Genomic DNA, 21,260 nt, shown 5'->3' on the forward strand with positions numbered 1-21,260 from the left:
CACCTTCCACTATAATCAACTTTTCATTGGTTTGCGCGAAAAAGGAGCTGCCTGAAGGTCAATTTTTGACTTTCAGGACAGCCCCTTTTATATTATGCCAGTTTTTTTAGAATAACGACTTTAAGATAATCTCCTTCTTTAAACTCTTTAATCGTCTTAAAGTCTTCAGGCAGACTGTGTTCTTCAAGGATTTTATACTTGCCTCCGGTCTGGCGGAACGCTTTTTCAATAAAGCCTTTGAACTTGCTCATGCCAAACGTGCTGCAATTGGACGAAGCGACGATCACACCATTCTTTTCGGTGATGGCAATGGCCTGTTCTAGCAGAGCCGGATAATCTTTCCCTGCGCTGAACGTATGTTTCTTGGATCGCGCAAAGCTCGGCGGATCAAGGATCACCAGATCAAACAGCAGCTTTTTTCTAACCGCATATTTGAAATAGTTAAATACGTCCTCGACGATGATGTCTTGTGACTCGTAATCGATTCCGTTGATGCTGAACTGTTCCTGCGTCTTGCTTCGGCTTCGGTTGGCCAGATCCACGCTCGTCGTTTTCACGGCTCCTCCTAATGCGGCTGCCACAGAAAAAGCACCGGTATACGAAAATGTGTTCAATACTCTTTTGCCTTCTGAATACTTGTCCCGGATGGCTTTCCGGACTTCTCGTTGATCCAGGAAAACACCGACCATCGCACTTTCATTTAAGTATGTAGCAAAATGAATGCCGTTTTCCTGAACGATGAGCGGAAACTGAGCCCGTTTTCCTTCGATGAAGTCATCGTCCTCAATGTACGTTCCTTTTTCAGCAAACCGCTTCTTCTCATAGATTCCTTTAAAATCAGTCAGATTTCTAAGCGACTGCAGAACAAATTCTTTAAATTGATAAATGCCCTCGCTGTACCAGTTGATGACGTAGTAGCCGTCAAAATAATCCATCGTCACACCGCCGATGCCGTCACCTTCACCGTTAAACACCCTGAATGCTGTGGTCAGCGGATTATCAAACAACCTCTGCCGGCTTTCGATGGCCGCCTTTATTTTCTTTTCGAAAAAATCCTGGTCGATGTTTTCCTGCGGCTTGCGGGTTAAAATCCATCCCAGTCCTTTATTCTGCTTGCCATAATAGCCTTTGCCGATAAATTTGCCGCTTTCATCAATAACCTCAATGATTGTCCCTTCTGCCAGACCTTTGTCCACGTAAGAGACGGCATCGCTTACGATCAGAGGCGATCCCCCTTTGATGCTCTTATCGGAAGATTTTATTTTTACACGAGCTGTACTCATCATTCCACCCAATTCATTGATCAAATTTTATCAAATCATTATATTTCTTCTTCACGTTCTGTCATTATAATACTTATCGTAAAAGAAATCATTAATACCTATAAAGGAGCCAACGATATCATGCAGCATTTAATAGATGAAATCCGAAAATTCCGGGACGAACGAAATTGGGGCCCTCATCATAATCCAAAAGACCTTTCCCTTTCCATTTCACTGGAGGCGGCTGAACTGCTGGAAAACTTTCAGTGGAAAGAAAGCCAGGAAGCGGTTGATGAGAACCTGGAAGACATTAAAGATGAATTGGCTGACGTAATCATCTACTCCCTTCAGCTGGCGGACAGGCTTGATGTGGATGTAAACGAGATTGTACGTAACAAGATGGAGAAGAACGCGGTAAAGTATCCAGTAAAATAAACGCCCCATGGGTAATCTCCAAAACTGCCGCCGTAAGAACCAAAAGTGACAGGAAGGGCTGGAACCAACTGCATATAAGTACGTGGTTGAATCTACATGGTGCTTCTCTCTTGCTAATTTCATATTGTAATATCCAGCAATTGTGATTACTGTGAAGTTCATCACATCTAAAAAAAGGAAGCGTAAATATATTGAGTTTTTGCACAAACCTAAGCCCGAGGGATCTCCTCGGGCTTAGGTTTGTTAAATTGTGATTTCTTGGAGCCTGACTCCTTCTAAACAAATGTTTAGGATTCCTATACACTGACATTAAGAAAGCATGGCATTCGTATCTTCCTCGACATCCCCAATGAGCTTTAGATTAAAGATGTCTTGTAATACTTGCATTACTCCCTGTGAGATAAACTCAGGAGGTTTGGGTCCGATACGAATGTCTTCGATGCCAAGACTGAACAATCCGAGTAGAATGCAACCGCTTTTTGTTCAAACCAAGAAAGAACGATGCTAACTGGGAGTTATTCTTTATTTTACTGTTAGCGTTTTTTCATAAAAATCTAAAAGATTGTTGCTTTGGGAACATTTTGTAAAGAACCCTTCATTATAGTTGATTGGAGTGCAAGGTGCGAGACTCCTCGAAAATGAATTTCACATTTTCTTCGTGCGATATAACGCTGCCGAAGCCTTCCTTGTCCTGCGGGACGAGCGGGACAGGTGAAACCCGCAGGCGCAAGCGCCGAGGGGTTCAGAGCACGCCCCGCGGAAAGCGAGCATCCTGAAACGGAAATCAACCACTCCCAAGAGCAACAAAGGTTACAAAAACAGCCAAATAAAAAAACTGAAACATAGATTTGGTCTATGTTTCGGGAACAGATTCATCCCTGATCCAGATCCTTATCATTTTTCCCGCTATCCACTGGCAGCGAAACAGCGGCTTCTCCTCAATCAGCTTCTCCAGGCGGTTAATTCTCTCCTCTAATAAAACTTTCTTCTGTTCTGCCATCAGTCCTTTGGAGGAATAGTAAGGGTCCTTCTCCCACCAATCCATGCCAATATCTCTTTGGCTTTATCGACAGAGGCGACGAGCAGACGGATTTTTATGGTCAACAGATCTACATCTGCCACCGATATTTTAATATCACCAGCGATGACAACCCCTTTGTCCAAAATCTTTTCTAATACTTCCAGCAGATTTCCTGATTGTACCGGTAAGTTGATCGCAAACGAAAGGCTCGAGCTGACCATGAGGCGAAGTATAATAGTATATGATTGCTAGAGTTGTTTGGAATGAACAAGCGTTTGCTAGAATAAAAGATTTTTTACCACCAAAAAAGAGGCCCCATTTTCAGGAGTCTCTTAATACGCATTTTATTTAAATCCTTAAATCTCTCTTTCGATAAGAAACATACGTGAGCATAATTCCTGTCACAATAATCACAGCCGACAGTACGACAAACACACCATCAAATCCGTTATTCTCTATCAGGTTCGCCTCAAAGTATTTAAACGGCGTAATGTATTTAAGAGCTTCCAGCTTGTCGTTCAGTTCAATGACGATGGACAGAATATACGTGACGAGAAGGATGCCTGTAGCAATGGACGTAGCCAACTTCGGCCGTTTGCTGACCGATACGATGGCCATTCCGATCGCCAGGAATAAGAGCTGCAGCAAAAACAATCCAGCCATCAATTTCCCAATCTCACTTGTATCTGCTGCGGCGTCATAGTGCATCACCATCGCAATCGAAAAAGCATAGGTTACGAGATTGAAGATCACAAGCAGTACAATGGATGCTGCAAGCTTCGATGAAATAATTTTTGTTCGGGATACTGGTTTGACCATCAGAAACTCTGACGTCTTGTCACGCTCTTCTTTTGCGATCATATTGGCGCCGAGCATGACGGCATGGATAGTTGCCATCAAGACAAGATATGAAAACAGCATGCCGTAAAATCCCATGGCGGTTGATAAATCCAGTGAGCTTAACCCAAATATGGCCTGAAGCGATTTAGGCATCGCAGCAAAGATCTCGTTCACAGACTGACCGGAACTTTTCATGGTCCCATACTTGCTCATTCCTGAAACCACCATAAAGAGAATGCCGACGCACCACCAAATCATGGATTTACGGCTGTATTTCAACTCTCTCCAAAAGATGTTCATCGTTTATCACCTCTTCCTTATCCTGCTAGGCCGCATGGATGTCTTTTTTCGTAAACAGCACATAACTGGCCGCGATCGCCACTATGACGACGGCAGCTTCAATACTGATATAAACCGGCTCATAAGAGGAATGCTTCATAATATATGACAGATCAAAATATTTAAACGGTGTAATATAGCGAATCGCTTTATCCCCTATGACAGAGCCGAACATGCTGAGGATAAAGAAAGCAAAGACCGTACCTAGCGAGAGCGGCAGTACCGATCTGATCCTTGAAAAAGCTGCTGATACAAGGAAACCAAGCGACGCAAACACGAGCTGTACAAAAAAGTTTGTCGCTGACATGAAGAAGAAAGCTTCTTCGTTAAAATCTGCTGTTGCCACTGCAAACGCCATACCGTATGAAACGGCAATAAAAATGACATTCGTGAAAATTAACGTACAAAGTACAGCCAGCAGCTTAGCGGTGATGATCTGCGCTCTCGTCACTGGCTTCGCGAGAATAAACTCTGCTGTCTTCCCGCTGACTTCCTTGGATAAAATCCCGGTTCCAAGATTCATCGCCTGAATGGCACCGCACAGCATCACATATAAAAAGAAATACGAGTAAAATCCAAGGAGTGACGTGACCGTGTTGATCTGAACGCCTAATGCCTTCAACACACCTTCCGGATAATTTTGAAGGACCTTAATAAACTGATCTCCATCTTTTTCAACCGATGGGTAGATCGAGAAAAACAGTACCGTGACTGCCGCTAGAGCAAATGCCCAGATCAGCATGGACTTACGGTTCACCTTAAGCTCATGCAAGAAGATATTCACTTGGAACCATCCTCCTTCTCATAATAATGAAGAAAGATTTCCTCAAGGTCTGGCTCATCCACCCAAACGTTCGAAAGTTCAATTTCCGCAAGCTTTTTCATGATCAAGTTAATGTTGCCACTGTATAAGAAGCTGATCTTATTGTCCTCACTTTGCATGTTCGTCACACCATCCACTGCAAACCATCCAGCATCCACCGGGTGTTTTGTCTCAATTCTAATCTTCTTATGGTTGTTTTCTTGAAGGGTACTGATCTTCTCAACCGTAATGAGCTTTCCTTCTTTAATGATGGCAACCCGGTCACACATCTTCTGCACTTCGCTCAGGATGTGCGAGGAAAACAGAATGGTCGCTCCCTTTTTGTTCTCCTCTTTCAAGAGATCAAAGAACTTTTGCTGCATTAATGGATCCAGTCCCCCGGTCGGTTCGTCCAGAATGATCAGCTTCGGTTCATGAAGTAAGCCTTGAACAATACCAACCTTTTTCCGGTTTCCGTAGGACAAGTCATCGATTCGTTTATTAAGATCCAAATCCATGATTTCTGCGAGTTCACGAATCCGTTTCTTGCAGTCTTTTTTATAGAAGCTGGCTGAATAGTTCAGCAGGTCCTTCACTTTCATTTTGTCGTAGTAGAACACCTCTGAAGGCAGATACCCGATCTGCTTTTTGATCTCCGGCCCGTACTTAATGACGTCTTTTCCGAAAATCGCAGCGCTTCCACTCGTTGGATAAATGATGGACAGCAGCGTGCGGAGCGTTGTGGATTTACCGGCACCGTTCGGACCGATGAAGCCAAAGATCTCCCCTTCTTCCACATGAAAGCTGATGTCTTCGATTCCCCTGGCATTGCCATATCTTTTCGTTAAATTTTTGATCTCAATCACATTCATGGCTGCAGCCTCCTGTTCATTTATAAAAAGCTTTCTTAAACATTTCAATGTAAGCAGTTGCTTCAGCAAACACCTCGTCATAATCAACCTCAAGATCTTGGAGTTTCGCTTTGGCCAGAATTTCTTCACTGAGCCCTTCAAATGCCCACAGCATACTTTTTATGACCCTTGAGAGATCCAAGTCATCACGGAACTTCGAGGTGTCAATTCCATCAAAAAGCCAAGTGGAACTGCTGGCCGTAAAGGTTTTAATCCTGCTTTGAAATTCGCTTCGAATTTGGTCTGACTCTTCCAGCATCGCTTTCTCAAAGAAACGAAAGATGTCAGGATAGGTATGAAGCAGCTCCATCTTAATAAGCGTCATGTCGTGAAGCCTTTTGAAAAAATCCGTTTCCTCCATGACTACCTTTTTATAAAAGTCTTCCATGACCACCTCGATACAGTGATCAAATAAGAAAAGATACAAGGTCTTTTTGTTCTTGAAATAGTGAAACAGCAGTCCTTTGGATATGCCGGCCTCCTTCACAATTTCATTGGTGGATGCATTGTCATAGCCCTTTTGCACGTAAACCTTGATGGCAGCATTTAAAATTTTAATTTGTTTCTCATCTTCAAGATTGTAAAATTTCGAAAACACAGGCAGCACTTCTTTCGTAATTTATAACGTTATATAGTCGCGTTGACCAATTCGGTCAATCACAGTATATGCGCATTGACCTGTGTGGTCAACCACAACTTTTCGACAAAATTTAGCTGTTTGAACCTTATGGTTAGCAAGCGGTGAAGTGTTTTTAAGGATTGGTATGAGTTTTGCCTGTTTTGGGGTTCTTTTTTGGCAGAAAATAAATGATGTTGAGTAAATAATGGTTTTCTGGCTTGTCTGAGGGGTTTGATCGGAGTAATTTTGGTTTATTTACAGATCTGGGGCTAAAATCCTGAGATATTATGGAGCATGAAAGCCCAGTCAACTTTCTTATTATCGATAATCCTGATTTATTATCGAAAAGCTCAATTTATTATCGAAAAACTGATTTTATTATCGAAATCCGAGTTTTTATTATCGAACCGTTTATACACGACTCTGTTCGACATGTTTTGACACATTCATTTCCCACCACCCACCAAAGCCGATACACACAGCACGCACACCAGCCAGCAAGCACGCAGCACACAACAAAAAACACCCATCCTTCACTAAAAAGGATGGGCGCTCTCAACATCATCTCCCGCGTTTCCACCTCGGAAGCTTCGGTTCTTTGACACGGATGAACCGGATGATGATGAACAGGATATAGATGGCCAGTGCAACGTAGAAGAACACCGGCACTTTTTCAAACCTTGCTTTTGCTAAGAGGTAGAACATGTAGAACAAAAACAGAGTGACGATCACACCGTTTTTAGGCAGTTTGATGTTTTTGAAGCTTGGTATTTTAATCGTGCTGACCATGAGAACGGCCAGCCCGTAAAAGGCGATGATGAAGACCCCCAACGGAATTACTTTTACAAACAGCACAAGAAAGGTAACGATCGCTCCAGCCAGTGTGATTGGGATCCCTGTAAAGTGTTTCAGCGACTCTTCCTGAGCGGTCACGTTGAAACGGGCCAAACGGTAGGCACCGAACACAGGAAAAATGCCGGACATCGCCACACCGTATATATAATGAAAGTCTGCAAAGAAAGTGTGAGCGGCCAAAAAGGCAGGTGCGACACCGAAAGAAACGACATCGGCAAGGGAATCCAGTTCCTTCCCCATCTCATTGGTTACGCCAAGAATTCTTGCCACCCTGCCGTCAACCGCATCAAGCATGATTGCAATAAAGATCAGGATCGTGGCGTTCTTGCTGTCGCCATCTATAATATAGCCGATGGAAAAAAAGCCGCAATATAAATTTCCAAGTGTAAGCAGATTGGGTATATGCTTTTTCATTGAGCACGTCCTTTGTATGTAAACTATACACTTTAATACTAATGCATTTTAGGAAATTTACAATTGCTTTCCCTATTTATAGGGGTTTTTTCCCAGTGTTTCTTCACATTTTTATTTTATTCAATAACTTGATAAACATTTCTATTTCTTCTTCTGAAAGTTCACTGAACGTTTCTTCATAGAAATCCTGCAGCACATCATCCATTTTATCCGCCAGCTGCTCTCCTTTTGGCGTGATCGACAAATAAACGATTCTGCGGTCCTGTTCACTATGCTTACGTGTGACCAGACCGCGATTGATCAACTTATCGCTCGTTACGGAAATATGGCTGTTCGTCACTTGCAGCTGATCAGCGATTTCCGATACCATCTGGTCACCTTGGCAGCGAAGAACCTTTAGTGCCGCATATTCGTTCAGCGGAATAAAATCCTTTAGCAAAGGATGAAAACATGCCCGGATTTTCTTTGTTTGGTTTCTATAGTTTGTCACGAGATCCTTAACGAGAGTTTCTCTATTTTTCATAACGATTCTCCTTGCTTGCAGCGCAGGAAATGATGATGCAATAGATTGGCACACATCAAACTTTGGCTTTAATTCCAGCTTCTATTTTTTTTAACAATCGAATGTATTCATCTTGCTCTTCCTTTGACAGTGTTGCAAGCATCTCTGCCCAGAAGTGATTTCGCTTTTCTACAATAGCAGAAATCAGCGATTCACCCGTTTCCGATAATACGATCCAGACCACTCTCCGATCCTTCTCATCCCGCGTACGAGAGATCAGCTGTTCTTCCTCCAGCTGGTTTAAGAGTGTTGTTGTGGCTCCGGAAGTCATTCCCATCGTGTTCGAAATATCCACAACCATGCATCTGCGTTTCTGAAACAGCATCTTTAATACCGCATACTTGGTAGCCGTTAAACTATACGGAAATTCCTTTATTTGATTTTCAATAAACGCTCTTCGCAATTGAAAGAACGTATCCTTAATGTGATCCAGCTGCTCGATCTGAGCTTGTAATTGTCGGTCCATGACTGATCCCCTCTGGGTTATTGCATTGCATCATGATAGTATCATTAACCCAATAAAATTTAAAATTCATTTTTATTGTGCCTTTCAACCTTTTTGTGGTAAAGTGTTTATTTATACAATACCTTTATCATAAAGTATCTTTTCTAAAAAGTAAATCTTTCACAAAGGTATCAAACATTAACAGTTAGCTATGGCCTAAAGTTAATAATATTAATAATTAAGGAGGGCAACTAAATGTCTAGAGGTCGTCTACTCATGACCAACATCATCGCATTTCTAGTAGTAATCGTTTTAATTGCAGGAGGAGCGTATTACTATTTCCAAAACAACAACTACGTTTCGACGGACAATGCAAAGGTAACAGGTGAACTTCACAACATCACTGCTCCAACGGATGGAAAACTTTCAGATTGGAACTTGGAAGAAGGCAAGAAGGTAACAAAGGATGATAAAATCGGAAAAATTTCCGGTGCTGAAAAATCCATGTCAATCACAACTCCTGCCGATGGAACCATCATTAAAAAACAAGCCAACAATGACCAAATGGTGCAAGCTGGCCAAACACTGGCAAGTGAAGTCAACATGGATGAACTATACGTGATCGCCAACATTAAAGAAGATGAATTGAAAGATATCGAAGAGGGTGACCAAGTTGACGTTACTGTAGATGGTGACGATGAAACCACTCTTGATGGAAACGTAGAAAAAATCGGTTTTGCTACTAACTCTTTATTCTCTTTAATGCCTAAATCCAACGATGACGGCAACTACACAAAAGTAACGCAAACTGTACCTGTTAAAATTTCAATCACGAACTCATCTGATAAAGTATTGCCAGGTATGAACGCAGAAGTAAAAATTTCTAAAAACTAATCCATCATTAGAACTGCACTTCCTAAGAAAGGAGGAAGAAAAAATGTCAAGCGAATTTCAACAGCCTCAAGGCTCACACGATATCAAAAGATACATTCCTTTATTAGTCATACTCATGATCGGATTATTCCTTGCCATCCTAAACCAGACACTGCTGAACGTGGCTATTCCCCACTTGATCACAGAATTCGGAGTTTCTGCCAATACAGCTCAATGGTTATTGACAGGCTACATGCTGGTCAATGGTGCGCTCATTCCGCTATCGCCTTTTCTGATTGAACGGTTCGCGGTCCGCCGCCTCTTTTTGTTTGCCATGTTCTGCTTTACGTTAGGTTCATTGATCTGCGGGCTTTCAACGGGATTTCCTGTCATGCTAGTCGGGCGTTTGATCCAGGCCGTTGGCGGCGGTGTATTAGCACCTCTTGTCATGACCATCATCATCTTTATATTCCCTCCGGAAATCCGGGGTAAGGGGATGGGGATCTTTGGTCTCGCCATGATGTTTGCTCCGGCGGTCGGTCCTACGCTTTCTGGCTTTGTCGTGCAAAACTATGACTGGCATCTTCTCTTTACCGGAATGGTGCCGCTGGGCGTCATCGTATTAATCTTTGCCTTTTTCAGCCTGAAAGACATTCAGCCGCCGAAAAAGGTTAAGGTTGATGGCCTTTCCGTCTTTACGTCTCTTGCCGGTATGTCGCTGCTTCTATATGGGTTCAGTGAAGCAGGAAATGACGGCTGGGATGATGCGGTTGTTCTTTCAACCATGATTGCAGGTGCTGTCCTGCTCATGATTTTTACCATCAGACAGCTTCGTATTGAAAAGCCGCTGCTCGACATGCGGATTTTCAACTATGGAATCTTTTCATTAGCAAGTGTTATTAACGTCGTTTTGACGATCAGTCTGTTTTCCGGGATGTTCTTGCTTCCGATCTATCTGCAGACGATCCGGGGATATTCACCGCTTGATTCCGGACTGCTGTTGCTGCCAGGAGCTTTGATCATGCTGGTCATGTCACCTGTTTCAGGTACACTGTTTGATAAATTGGGGCCTCGTCCACTTGCCATTTTCGGTATGGCGCTCACAACGATAACGACGTATTTCTTTACAAGGCTGACAATGGATACCCCCTACACATTCATCGTGGTTCTCTATATGTTCCGTATGTTTGGGATGTCCTTCTTGATGATGCCGATCATGACAGCCGGCCTTAACCAGCTGCCGAAGCACTTGAGCAGCCATGGCACGTCCATGTCCAACACGCTTCGCCAAGTATCAGGCTCGATCGGTATCAGCTTGATCACGACCATCTTTACGAACCGAACAACGTTCCATATGAATGAGATGGAAGGAGCCATGAATACGGCCGATCCATTCTTTATGACTTCATTCCATGACTTTGTTCAAAAGGTAGCGGTCAGTCTTCATCTTCCTGTATCACAGGCCCAGCAGCAAGCAGTTCAAATCCTTTTCGGTAAAGCGAGCCAGCAGTCCAGCATCAACGGCATTAACGATGCCTTCATCATAGCAACCGTTATTTCCGCCATTGGTCTCGTATTGAGCTTATTTCTCCGTGATGTCCGAAAAGACAAGGTTAGAGAAGCGGCTGCACCAGTACCTCAGAAAGAGGAAGTACTGCTGTTGCCAGCGCCAAAGAATGTATCTTAACACCCTACTCTATTAAAATCTGGAGGAATGTTTCATGAATATATGTATTGTCTACGATAGTGAAGGCGGCCATACAAAGGCACTTGCCGAATCCATCGCAGCTGGAGCACAGCAAGTGAACGGCGCAAATGTCTATCTGCAGCATGTAGATGAAGCAGATGTTTACTCCCTTCCTAAGATGGATGCGATCATCTGGGGATGCCCAGGACATTTCGGCACCATCAGCTCAGGGCTAAAAAGCTGGATCGACAAGCTTGGCTATCTATGGGCAGAAGGAAAACTAATCAACAAAGTGGGGGCTGTGTTCTGTACAACAGCTACAACTCACGGCGGTTTAGAAGCGACTCTTCTTAACCTCATTACTCCAATGCTTCACCAAGGTATGATCATCGCAGGACTTCCAGGTAATGTCCCGGAAAACGCCCTGTATGGATCTTACTACGGAGTGGGAATAACTTGTCCGATTGAAGGGAATGAACTCATTACCGAGGACGACCAGGCTCTTGGACGCGCATTGGGAGAGCGTGTAGCTCTTGTTGCACAGCAATTTACAGAACGGTAGGTGATGGAAAAATGATCGGCATATTACTTATTGTAGTCGCCGTGATTTTAATTGCAGTCTTAATTGTTATTAATACGAGGGCTTTTGCCGCTAAAGGCAAGGCGAATACAGCAGATGAAAACAAGTCTCCGGTTGCGGAAGAACCGATACAGAAGCCTGTACAAGAAGAAACAGCTGCCGCTGCCCAGGAAAATCACGAGAATATGGCTCCACCATCGCCAGCAATAGAAGAGAACGTACCAGAGAAAGACCCGAATGCTATGAGTGACACGGAGTACCGTCATGCTCTGCGGCGGTTAAAAACACCTGCTAAGCCTGCCGCTCCTCCGGCTGAAACAACAGAAAAACATTCAATGAAAGATAACGATTACCGCAATGCTTTAAAATCAATGAATAAAAAACGCGATAACTAACAAGGTAAAAGCCATAGAATGATGACTTCTATGGCTTTTCTTTAATCCATTTTTATAGTTTATACGATAAGAGGTACTTTTTATGAAAGTGTAAGTGTTCATCTAATATTGTTTCTCCTCACGATGAGATGGATCATGATACGATATGAAACGTGGGCGAGGGAGCGCGCCTGCCAGCTGATCCGCTGCCTGCGCTCAGGCAACGGAGCGCATCAGTTTTAAAAGATACTGGCTATTAACGGGTGAAAAAGCAGGAAGAGTTTGAACGTAAACTTTAAGAAAAGAATTTTACTTGCAGTTCGACAAGAGTTACTTGCAAAAATACTGACTTTACTTGCAATAATCCACCATTTACTTGCGAGAAGGCCGACTTTACTTGCGAGAATCTACCATATACTTGCAAAACACCTCATTTTCATAAAAAAGTCAGCCCACTGCCTCATTTCACCATACAAAAATAGAAAACCTGTGCCGCCATAAGGCGATACAGGTTTTACTTTTTTCTTCTTTCCTTCCGTATACGTGGTCAAGCCAAATTTGAAGTACTGCGTCTGCTCGCAAAGCACTATTTTAAAAAACTTCCCGCTGTAGACAAAGAAAAACGGCAAATCGGTGTCATAAGCCGCGGTGATGTCAGCCAAAAAATCCAGCAGGCCCTTCTACCGCAGCTCTAACGGCTTCTTTTTATTTTGCAGAGATGTTCGTATACTTTTCACGCAGCAGGAATTTTTGGATCTTGCCGCTCGCGTTTCTTGGCATTTCATCGACAAAGATAAATTTCCTCGGCCGCTTGTAGTCTGCCAGCTTATGGCTGTTTCTGCAGAATTCATCAAGCGCATCTTCGGTCAGCTCTCCTGCTTTTTTCACGATGACGGCCGTCACCCGCTCTCCCCACTTTTCATCCGGCTCTCCCAGCACAGCGACATCAAGAACCCCTTCATGCTCGTATAAAAGGTCTTCCACCTCACGCGGGTAGATGTTTTCTCCACCACTGATGATCATATCGTCCATCCGGTCAGAAACGAAAAGGTATCCTTCCTCATCCATATAGCCGATATCCCCGCTATGGTACCAGCCTTTATGTACAGCTTGATCTGTCGCCTCTTCCCGGTTGTAGTACCCTTTCATCATACTCGGCCCCTTGACGATGATCTCTCCAGCCTCTCCCGGCGGAAGAATGTCTTCCGGATCAGACGGCCCTTGAGTTCCCGGACGCACGACACGAATTTCATGGTTAAAGCAGGCTTTACCCGCCGAACCTGCTTTAGCCTCCTGTTCGTCTTCAAACAAAAAGGCGATAGCCGGTCCCATCTCCGTCATGCCATACGCTTGTACAAGCTTAATGCCCAACTTTTCACCAAGTTCCCGCACGAGAACCGGTGCCATCGATGCCCCGCCATAAAGCCCAAATCTCATGGAAGAGGTCTCGTATTGCGACAGATCTTCCTGCAGCATCATATTCCACATGGTAGGCGCTGCAAACATGACGGAAATTTTCTCGTCCTGAATCGTTTGGAGAACTTCTTTTGCATCAAAATGGTGCATGATCACTGTCGTACATCCATTATGAACACGCGGCAAAAAAGCGCAGTGCAGTTCAGCACAGTGGAACATCGGGGCTGCTGTCAGCCCTCTGTCAGATGGTCTCAGCTGCAGCGCCTGCATGCAGGTCAAACTTTGCTCGATCATGTCTCTGTGGCGGTGCATCACGCCCTTCGGCTGTCCGGTCGTCCCGCTCGTATACATGATGGCGTACAAGTCGTTTTCATCCAACTCAACATTCGGCGCCTGGGCTTGAGCTTCTTGAACCCGATCGTGAAAACGGACTGCCTGATCCGGAACCTTCTCGCTGACAGACCAGAAGGAGACAAGCGGAAATTCATCAAACAGAACCTTCACCTGCTGCTCCAGATCTTTTTCATAAATAAAAAGAACAGGCTTGGAATCGTTGAGTATGTACAAGACTTCACCTGACTTTAACCGAAAGTTGATGGGATTGATGACCGCGCCTATTTTTGCACAAGCGAAGTAAACCGTCGCAAATTCACTTGAGTTGTACATAAAAACAGAAACAACATCCCCCTTCCTTACCCCGGCTGCCAGAAACGCCTGTGCCGTGCGGTTGACATACTGATCCCATTCTCCGTACGTCCACCTTTGGCTCCGGGATAGATCGACCAGCGCCTCTTTACCTGGATACTTTCTTACCGTCTGCTCAAATAACCTTCCAATCGTCGGATACATTCATTCTTCCTCCCATTATTTTTAGAGTAGAATCGAGCAATGCCATCACAAAAGTTGTAAGAGCCCCTATTTCCTGTTAGGTACTATTTCCCCAGAACTATTAGAATCCCTTGTTATTTAACTACTAAAATAGAACTATTTTATCGAATTGTTAACTAAATGTAATAAAACAATTCAGACCATTTGCCGATACACATCTATGAATCAAACAATTGTGAAACGTTTTGATTTTAGAATGATGTGCAGAGGAGATTGAGATGAAAAAGCTAGCAATTCCGGGGTTTTGTTTTGCCGTACTAACCACAGCCGCTTTATACCAGGGTATACATGCCAATCCCGTGTCCGCTCAGGAGTTAAAAACAAAGTATGTGAATGTCAGTGCAAGCTCAAGCCTGAACTTGCGTAAAAGCTCAACGACAAAGTCAGCCGTCATCGGCAAGCTCGTAAAAGGCAACAAAGTAATCGTCTATTCTGAAAGCAAAGGATGGGCTAGGCTCAAATATAACGGGAAGTATGGCTATGTCAGTTCAAAATATCTGGTTTCCAAGCCTTCAACCACCAAAACCACGATAAGTGCCGCCAAACCTACAACTGCCATTAAGTATGTAAAAGTGACCCAGGGCACGTTGAATATGCGCAAAAGCGCTTCATCCAGTGCAACGGTCATCGTCAAATTAGCAAAAGGAACAAAGGTTACGTTTTATTCCCAATCAAAAGGCTGGTCTAAAATTGCAGCAAGCGGAAAAATCGGCTACGTCAGCTCGGCTTATTTGTCCACTTCTAAACCAGCAGCCGCCACTGCAGCACCTAAACCGAAAACCGTTACGAAATATGTTATGGTGAAAGCAGGAGACACTCTCACTCTGAGAAAAAGTGCCTCCGCAAGTTCAACGGCCGTAACAAAACTAAAGAATGGTTTGGCTGTTACGGTATATACCGAGTCGAAAGGGTGGGCCAAAATCAAAGCCAATGGCAAAAACGGGTATGTCAGCTCCGTGTACCTTTCTGCCAAAAAGCCGGTGGTTAGTGCACCCAAGCCTGCTGCCCCTAAGACGACAACCAAATATGTAAAGGTAACATCCGATACACTTAATCTTAGGAAAAGCCCTTCTGCAAATGCAGCCATCATCACCAAACTAGTAAATGGCCTGGAAGTTACCGTCTACTCCGAATCAAAAGGATGGGCCAAGATCAAGGCCAATAACAAAGATGGGTATGTCAATACAAGCTACCTCTCTGCTGCTAAGCCAGTGGCCAGCAAGCCAGCAGAACCGGCAAAGACAGTGATTAAGTTTGTGAAGGTCGGAATAAACTCCAACCTCAACATGCGTTCCGGTCCGGCCACTACCTATTCCGTCCTGGCCGTACTTAAACACAACACACCTGTTACCGTACAATCGGAGACCAAAGGCTGGGCCAAAGTATCCGCAAGCGGAAAAACCGGCTATGTCAGCTCCTCTTACCTGGTGGATCAGGTAGAAGCAACACCTGGTATCACAAATACTGCCTACGGAAAGACATTGGATGAGATGGTAGCCATTCAGATGAAGGTAAACCCTCAGACCGATAAAAAGTACAATACGTTTATCCGCGAAGATGCACTTGATCTGACAAGCAGTACATCCGGAATTGTTGATGGAACCGGCTGGCGCGTCAGAGGCGGTGCCGGGGACCAGTACTGGGCAGTAGGCAATGTCAGCAACGGGGACATCCTTCAGATCGTTAACACCGTGAAAGGCGCTGACGGCTACAACTGGTATCAAGTGATCTACAATAACAAGTGGGTCAATGCGAGCCCTGATGACGTAAAATATTATTTGGACGTTAACAATTTTAAGGGCGATGCGGTAAAGTCCTTACAATTTTTAAAGCTCTCTCAAAGTGCAAGTGTTCTTAACAGTGAAGTCAATGATCGGATCCTTGCAGGCAAAGGTATTCTTGCAGGAAAGGCAGATGCGTTCATTGAGGCAGGAAAAGCATATGGAGTAAATGAAATCTACCTGATCTCCCATGCACTTCTTGAAACTGGCAACGGTACATCCAAGCTGGCAAACGGAATCCTCTATAATGGCCAGATGGTTTACAATATGTATGGAATTGGAGCGGTTGACAGCGATCCTATTAACATGGGGGCAAAATACGCTTATGATAAGGGATGGTTTACCCCCAATGCTGCCATTATTGGCGGAGCACAATTTATATCCAATGGCTATATCCAGGCTGGACAGGATACGCTCTATAAAATGAGATGGAATCCGTTAGCTGCGTCACTAACAGGCAAAGCCACTCATCAATATGCAAGCGATATCGGGTGGGCCTCTAAACAGACGACCCAGATGTACAATCTTTACAAGCTGCTTTCATCCTATAAACTTATATTGGATATTCCTGCTTATAATACAATCAGCAAATAAAAATAAGAAAAAGCAGACTTGTTGTCTGCTTTTTCTTATTTTCTTAATTCCAGTTGATTTTTTTCACCGTAGAAAATCCATTGTGCTTTTGTAATTCTGTGTCCACATAAAAATACGGTTTTACTATGGATGGCCTAACATAAATGTACCTTGAAGTCCCTTGATTCCACATTTTCATTTGGTAATCAACACCTGCTCCATAGTAGTAAGCCTGCCAAACTATTTCAGAACAATAAAGATATTTTCTATTTGTAGGATCAGTAGAAACCTTGTATGTACTGTTTTTATACTTGGCACCTGTTTTCCAGTAATTATCATAAGCGTTCTTCGCTGCTTTTCCTGCTACAGTAGTACTTTTATGCCGGACTACTTTGGTTGTATCATAGTGATCCAGCCATTTGCTGATACTCCAAACGTAAGGCTTTTTGTTGTTGCTAGTACTTGTAAAAAGTACATTCTTTCCGTCAGGCAGCACAATTCCAGCATGTCCTACCAGTTTGTAGGAACTATACGATTTTGTGATCAGTACATCGCCAGGCTTGTAATCAAAACCTTTAACTTTTGCAGCTTCTGCCGAACTCGGTCCATAAGCAAGAAACATTGAAAATAATAAAGCTGAAACCAAAATTGACTTAACTAGTTTCATAGAATTCTCCCCCCTTTGTTAATAAACACAAGTCATATTATTCCATAAATTCCTTTTGTTTGAATGGGATATATTAACTCTTTTTATTCATTATACATGGTAAGAATTCCTTAAATCGATTTCCAATCCTATTGGGCATCCCATACTGATGCTTAAAAGAAGCCCTAAAGTCTTTTCTCCAAAAATAAGGGGTGATACACACCCTACCAAAACAACAACATGAACAAACAGAAAAAAAAGCAAACCTGTTCGGTTTGCTTTCAATACGATTTAACCTCATTTACACATTCTACAATATTCCTGGCCGTCAGGTTGTATACTTCCTTCAAATATTCCGTTTTACCTACCTGGCCAAACTGTTCCTTGACGCCAATCCTTCTCAAAGGCACAGGACAATGCTCGCTTAATACTTCAGCAACGGCACTCCCCAGCCCTCCTATTACATTATGGTTTTCTGCTGTTACGATTGCACCTGTTTTCTTTGCATACTTTATAATTAACTCTTTATCAATCGGCTTAATGGAATACATATCGATAACCGTTGCCTGGACTCCATTATTATGGAGGATATCAGCAGCCTTTAAAGCCTCAGCCACCATAATTCCACTAGCGATGATAGTGACATCTCCTCCTTCACGAAGAAGCTTCCCTTTTCCCTCTTCAAATGTTTCACCAGAAGTGTAAATTTTCACGGCTGCTTTCCGCATTGTCCGTATATAGTGAACACCATATTCACCGGAAACTTTACGGAGTAAATAGGACAGCATGGTTGAGTCGCTTGCTTCGTACACAACTGCATTCGGTATGAGACGAAGAAGACCAAGATCTTCGAAAGCCATATGTGTTCCACCATTATGTTCCGCTGTTACTCCTGAATCCGATCCTAAAATTTTTAAATTTAACCTGGCATATCCCCCTGATACAAACAACTGATCAAAAGCACGGCGGGTAGCAAACTGAGCAAATGTATGAAGAAAAGGAATTTTCCCAGTCAATGCCAGCCCGGCAGCTATCCCCATCATATTTGCTTCCATGATGCCACAGTTAATCAGCTGATTTGGTATTTGCCCTTGAATTTTATTGGTAGAAATGGAACTCATGAGGTCAGCTTCCAGTGCAATGATGTTTGGATTTTGTTTTGCCAGTTCAAGCAGAGTGCTGGCATATGCCTGCCTCATTTCAACTTCTTCCACTTCATAGGATGCAGCTGCTGATTCAATCATCCTGTTACCGTCCTTTCCATCCTTCTCTCAAGGTCTGCTATAGCTTCAAGTATGGCCGCTTCATCCTCAGGATTCGGACGGATGTGGTGATTGTCTGCCTTTGTTTCAAGATATGGGACACCCTGACCTTTTATCGTATCTAATATAATGGCAACCGGTTTTTCATTTTGTATCTTTCCAAGCTTAATAGCATCATAAATTTCCTGAATGGAGCTTCCGTCTACTTGTAGAGTATAGAAGCCAAAGGCCTTGAACTTTTCAGCAAAATCGATAGGATCGATAATGTCCTTTGTTAATCCATCGAGCTGCTTTTTATTATCATCTACAAAAACAGAAAGATGGTTCAATTTGTGATGGGCAGCAAACTGAAACGCCTCCCAGCACTGCCCCTCATTTAATTCACCGTCACCCACAATGCAATACGTGCTATTAGAATTCCCTGACAGCTTATGGGAAAGTGCCACACCAACCGCTGCAGAAATTCCCTGGCCGAGTGAGCCTGTTGTCATATCCACTCCTGGTGTAAGGTTTCGGTCAGGATGAGAAGGCAGCGATGTCCCGTTCTGATTTAGTGTGTATAGCAGCTCTTCCCGGAAAAATCCCTTTAATGCTAATGCCGCATAATAAGCTGGACCTCCGTGGCCTTTAGATAGGATAAAATAATCCCGTTCCTCCCATCTGGGGTTGGCAGGGTCAATCTTCAAGACGCCGCCATACAACACAGCCAGGGTTTCGACTATCGACAAGCTTCCTCCATAATGGCCAAAGCCCAGATGATAGAGTTCCTTTAACGTTTTCAGCCGAATTTGGTCTCTAAACTGTTCAATTTCGGAAATTGTATTGCTCATTGAAAACCTCCTATATTGGTACTAGCCTCAAGCAGAAACCTCTTCCTTTTCACTTTGTGGTTTTTTTCGTAAACCGAAGAGAACTGCAATAACTAACACTGCTGCCACAAAGATCGTAACGCCTGTCGCACCAAATGAATCGGCCACGTTTCCTAGAATGATTCCTGTTCCGCCAAAATCGCTGTCTGAGAAGGTGGTATTGGCAAAACCGAGATCTCCCAGGACTGGAAGCAAGAAAACAGGAAGAAATGTAATTAGCAAGCCGTTAGCAAACGAGCCGATTGTTGCACCGCGTATGCCGCCAGTTGCATTACCGAATACACCTGCTGTAGCCCCTGTGAAGAAATGAGGTACAACTCCTGGTAATATGATCACCGCACCAGCCCAGCCCAATATCGCCATGCCTACAATTCCGCCTAAAAAGCTGCAGAAGAAACCAATCAATACCGCATTAGGTGCATAGGGGAATACAATTGGACAATCAAGCGCAGGTTTGGAATTGGGTACCAGTTTAGTAGAAATCCCTTTAAATGCCGGTACAATTTCAGCCAGTACCAGTCGAACCCCAGAAAGGATGACGAATACCCCAGCAGCAAAGGTTACCGCCTGGATAACAGCGAAGACAAGGTAATGTGTTCCATTACTTAATTCTTTTTCAACATATGAAGGGCCCGCAAACAGCGCAATAACCAAGTAGAGAATCGTCATAGTGAGAGCAATAGTAACTGAACTGTCACGCAGAAAAGCAAGGCCTTTAGGGAAGTTGATTTTTTCAGTAGAACGAGATCCCTTTCCAACTACTTTTCCTACTAATCCTGAAAGAATATAGCCAAGAGATGAAAAGTGCCCAAAGCCTACATTATCGTTCCCTACTATTTTCCGCATAAAGGGCTGGGTCATAGCCGGAAATACTGCCATCGTTAAACCAAGGGCAATTGAACCTACAATAATCAGACCTATTCCTTTTAATCCTGAAACAACTAAGATGATGGCAATCATACAGGCCATGTATAATGTGTGATGTCCTGTCAGAAAGATATATTTTAATGGAGTAAATCTGGCCACCAGAATGTTGGCAATCATTCCAAAAAACATGATTAAAGCCGTTGCCGATCCGTACTTTGTCAGTGCCATCGCTACAATGGCTTCATTATTAGGGACAACCCCATTTACATGAAAGGCTTCCTGAAACATTTTTCCGAATGGATCCAGTGCCCCAACCAGGATATTTGCCCCTGCAGCAATAACAAGAAAGCCAAGGAAAGACTTTGTTGTTCCTTTTACAACTTCACTCGCTGGTTTTTTCTGAAGAAGCAGACCTATAAAAGAAATTAACGCAACAAGAACAGCAGGCTGACTCAGAATGTCCATCATCAATTTAAGAAATCTTTCACCCATTTCCAGTTCCCCCTTTATGCTCTCTAGAGCATTCCTTTTTTGGTAAACTCTTCTCTTAATTTCTCCCGGATTCCATCCATATCAATAATGCTGTCAATAACAACAACCTCTCCTAAGTGGGTGGCACTTTCCGCAATATCCCTGGCAGCTATAAATAGATCTGCCATATCAGGGGTAGCCGAACTTAAATCAGAATGGCTTACCTCCACGCCTGTCACACCGAGCTCGTTAATGATTTCCTGAACGTTCATTTCCAGAATAAAGCTGCTTCCTAAACCTGAACCGCAAATGGCTAAAATTCTCATTACATCTGCCTCCCCTTCAACTCCCTCAGTTTAATACGATTTTCTTGCGAATACTCGCTTATTCACAGGATTTCAAAACCACTGAATTTAAGCTAACGGGTAGATAGAGTAACTTTGGGATCTAAAGGCTTCGTGAAGGCAT

The 21,260-nt window shown here is 43.5% G+C and carries 20 protein-coding genes and 2 pseudogenes; 6 read left to right on the top strand and 16 right to left on the bottom strand.

What is annotated here, in order from left to right; translation table 11 throughout:
• Window positions 1-92: 92 nt before the first annotated feature.
• Window positions 93-1,286: a class I SAM-dependent rRNA methyltransferase gene (locus M1K46_RS18310; protein WP_256227156.1), complete on the bottom strand. Its 1,194-nt coding sequence runs from the start codon at window positions 1,284-1,286 to the stop codon at window positions 93-95.
• 117 nt (window positions 1,287-1,403) lie between these two features.
• On the opposite strand from M1K46_RS18310, the gene M1K46_RS18315 reads away from it, so the two are divergent.
• Complete coding sequence (locus tag M1K46_RS18315) at window positions 1,404-1,697, top strand: nucleotide pyrophosphohydrolase (RefSeq protein ID WP_305585968.1); 294 nt, start codon at window positions 1,404-1,406, stop codon at window positions 1,695-1,697.
• Between the two features lie 309 nt (window positions 1,698-2,006).
• Here the strand turns inward: M1K46_RS18315 and M1K46_RS18320 are convergent.
• The 9 genes and pseudogenes from M1K46_RS18320 to M1K46_RS18360 all read right to left on the bottom strand — a co-directional run.
• Window positions 2,007-2,212, bottom strand: a pseudogene (locus tag M1K46_RS18320) (hydroxylamine reductase); the annotation flags it as partial.
• A 338-nt stretch (window positions 2,213-2,550) separates the two neighbouring features.
• A pseudogene (locus tag M1K46_RS18325) lies at window positions 2,551-2,939 on the bottom strand (gas vesicle protein).
• A gap of 127 nt (window positions 2,940-3,066) precedes the next feature.
• The gene (locus M1K46_RS18330; RefSeq protein WP_256227157.1) at window positions 3,067-3,858 is read right to left on the bottom strand and encodes an ABC transporter permease subunit; all 792 of its coding nucleotides are present in this window, start codon (window positions 3,856-3,858) and stop codon (window positions 3,067-3,069) included.
• A gap of 25 nt (window positions 3,859-3,883) precedes the next feature.
• On the bottom strand, window positions 3,884-4,681 hold the full coding sequence (locus M1K46_RS18335) for an ABC transporter permease subunit (RefSeq protein WP_256227158.1): 798 nt from the start codon (window positions 4,679-4,681) through the stop codon (window positions 3,884-3,886).
• Window positions 4,678-5,571: an ABC transporter ATP-binding protein gene (locus M1K46_RS18340; protein ID WP_256227159.1), complete on the bottom strand. Its 894-nt coding sequence runs from the start codon at window positions 5,569-5,571 to the stop codon at window positions 4,678-4,680. The genes M1K46_RS18335 and M1K46_RS18340 overlap by 4 nt, the downstream gene beginning before the upstream one ends.
• Window positions 5,572-5,587: 16 nt before the next feature.
• Entirely contained in the window at window positions 5,588-6,208 is a 621-nt protein-coding gene (locus tag M1K46_RS18345; RefSeq protein WP_256227160.1) for a TetR/AcrR family transcriptional regulator, read from the bottom strand.
• Between the two features lie 582 nt (window positions 6,209-6,790).
• Window positions 6,791-7,498: a CDP-diacylglycerol--serine O-phosphatidyltransferase gene (gene pssA / locus M1K46_RS18350; protein ID WP_256227161.1), complete on the bottom strand. Its 708-nt coding sequence runs from the start codon at window positions 7,496-7,498 to the stop codon at window positions 6,791-6,793.
• A 103-nt stretch (window positions 7,499-7,601) separates the two neighbouring features.
• Window positions 7,602-8,021, bottom strand: coding sequence for a MarR family winged helix-turn-helix transcriptional regulator (locus M1K46_RS18355; RefSeq protein ID WP_053355818.1), 420 nt, complete (start codon window positions 8,019-8,021; stop codon window positions 7,602-7,604).
• A gap of 55 nt (window positions 8,022-8,076) precedes the next feature.
• On the bottom strand, window positions 8,077-8,526 hold the full coding sequence (locus tag M1K46_RS18360) for a MarR family winged helix-turn-helix transcriptional regulator (RefSeq protein ID WP_248251395.1): 450 nt from the start codon (window positions 8,524-8,526) through the stop codon (window positions 8,077-8,079).
• 234 nt (window positions 8,527-8,760) lie between these two features.
• Between M1K46_RS18360 and M1K46_RS18365 the strand changes: the two genes are divergently transcribed.
• The 4 genes from M1K46_RS18365 to M1K46_RS18380 are packed head-to-tail and all read left to right on the top strand — an operon-like array spanning window position 8,761 to window position 12,040.
• Window positions 8,761-9,399 (top strand): HlyD family efflux transporter periplasmic adaptor subunit, encoded by a 639-nt coding sequence (locus M1K46_RS18365; RefSeq protein ID WP_053355820.1) that lies wholly within the window; start codon window positions 8,761-8,763, stop codon window positions 9,397-9,399.
• Between the two features lie 43 nt (window positions 9,400-9,442).
• Entirely contained in the window at window positions 9,443-11,065 is a 1,623-nt protein-coding gene (locus M1K46_RS18370) for a DHA2 family efflux MFS transporter permease subunit (RefSeq protein WP_256227162.1), read from the top strand.
• A 34-nt stretch (window positions 11,066-11,099) separates the two neighbouring features.
• Window positions 11,100-11,627 carry an NAD(P)H-dependent oxidoreductase gene (locus M1K46_RS18375; RefSeq protein ID WP_062238815.1) on the top strand — a complete coding sequence of 176 codons (528 nt, stop codon included), beginning with the start codon at window positions 11,100-11,102 and terminating at the stop codon, window positions 11,625-11,627.
• Window positions 11,628-11,638: 11 nt separating this feature from the next.
• The gene (locus M1K46_RS18380) at window positions 11,639-12,040 is read left to right on the top strand and encodes a hypothetical protein (protein WP_256227163.1); all 402 of its coding nucleotides are present in this window, start codon (window positions 11,639-11,641) and stop codon (window positions 12,038-12,040) included.
• A 684-nt stretch (window positions 12,041-12,724) separates the two neighbouring features.
• Here M1K46_RS18380 and menE read toward each other — a convergent pair.
• Complete coding sequence (gene menE, locus M1K46_RS18385) at window positions 12,725-14,284, bottom strand: o-succinylbenzoate--CoA ligase (protein WP_256227164.1); 1,560 nt, start codon at window positions 14,282-14,284, stop codon at window positions 12,725-12,727.
• A gap of 257 nt (window positions 14,285-14,541) precedes the next feature.
• Here menE and M1K46_RS18390 point away from each other — a divergent pair, with 257 nt between their 5' ends.
• On the top strand, window positions 14,542-16,698 hold the full coding sequence (locus M1K46_RS18390) for an SH3 domain-containing protein (RefSeq protein ID WP_256227165.1): 2,157 nt from the start codon (window positions 14,542-14,544) through the stop codon (window positions 16,696-16,698).
• Between the two features lie 43 nt (window positions 16,699-16,741).
• Here the strand turns inward: M1K46_RS18390 and M1K46_RS18395 are convergent, their stop codons facing one another.
• The 5 genes from M1K46_RS18395 to M1K46_RS18415 all read right to left on the bottom strand — a co-directional run bounded on the left by M1K46_RS18395 (window position 16,742) and on the right by M1K46_RS18415 (window position 21,118).
• Entirely contained in the window at window positions 16,742-17,344 is a 603-nt protein-coding gene (locus M1K46_RS18395) for a YiiX/YebB-like N1pC/P60 family cysteine hydrolase (protein WP_053355826.1), read from the bottom strand.
• Window positions 17,345-17,604: 260 nt separating this feature from the next.
• Complete coding sequence (locus M1K46_RS18400) at window positions 17,605-18,567, bottom strand: transketolase family protein (RefSeq protein WP_256227166.1); 963 nt, start codon at window positions 18,565-18,567, stop codon at window positions 17,605-17,607.
• Window positions 18,564-19,415: a transketolase gene (locus M1K46_RS18405; RefSeq protein ID WP_256227167.1), complete on the bottom strand. Its 852-nt coding sequence runs from the start codon at window positions 19,413-19,415 to the stop codon at window positions 18,564-18,566. Before M1K46_RS18405 ends, M1K46_RS18400 begins: the two co-directional genes overlap by 4 nt.
• Before the next feature lie 27 nt (window positions 19,416-19,442).
• A complete protein-coding gene (locus M1K46_RS18410) occupies window positions 19,443-20,813 on the bottom strand; it encodes a PTS ascorbate transporter subunit IIC (RefSeq protein ID WP_256227168.1) in 1,371 nt (456 codons plus the stop codon).
• A gap of 23 nt (window positions 20,814-20,836) precedes the next feature.
• Window positions 20,837-21,118, bottom strand: a complete 282-nt coding sequence (locus M1K46_RS18415; protein ID WP_053355830.1) for a PTS sugar transporter subunit IIB — start codon at window positions 21,116-21,118, stop codon at window positions 20,837-20,839.
• Window positions 21,119-21,260 lie beyond the last annotated feature (142 nt).

It is taken from the genome of Fictibacillus sp. WQ 8-8 (genome assembly GCF_024494405.1).
GTDB lineage: Bacteria > Bacillota > Bacilli > Bacillales > Fictibacillaceae > Fictibacillus_C > Fictibacillus_C marinisediminis.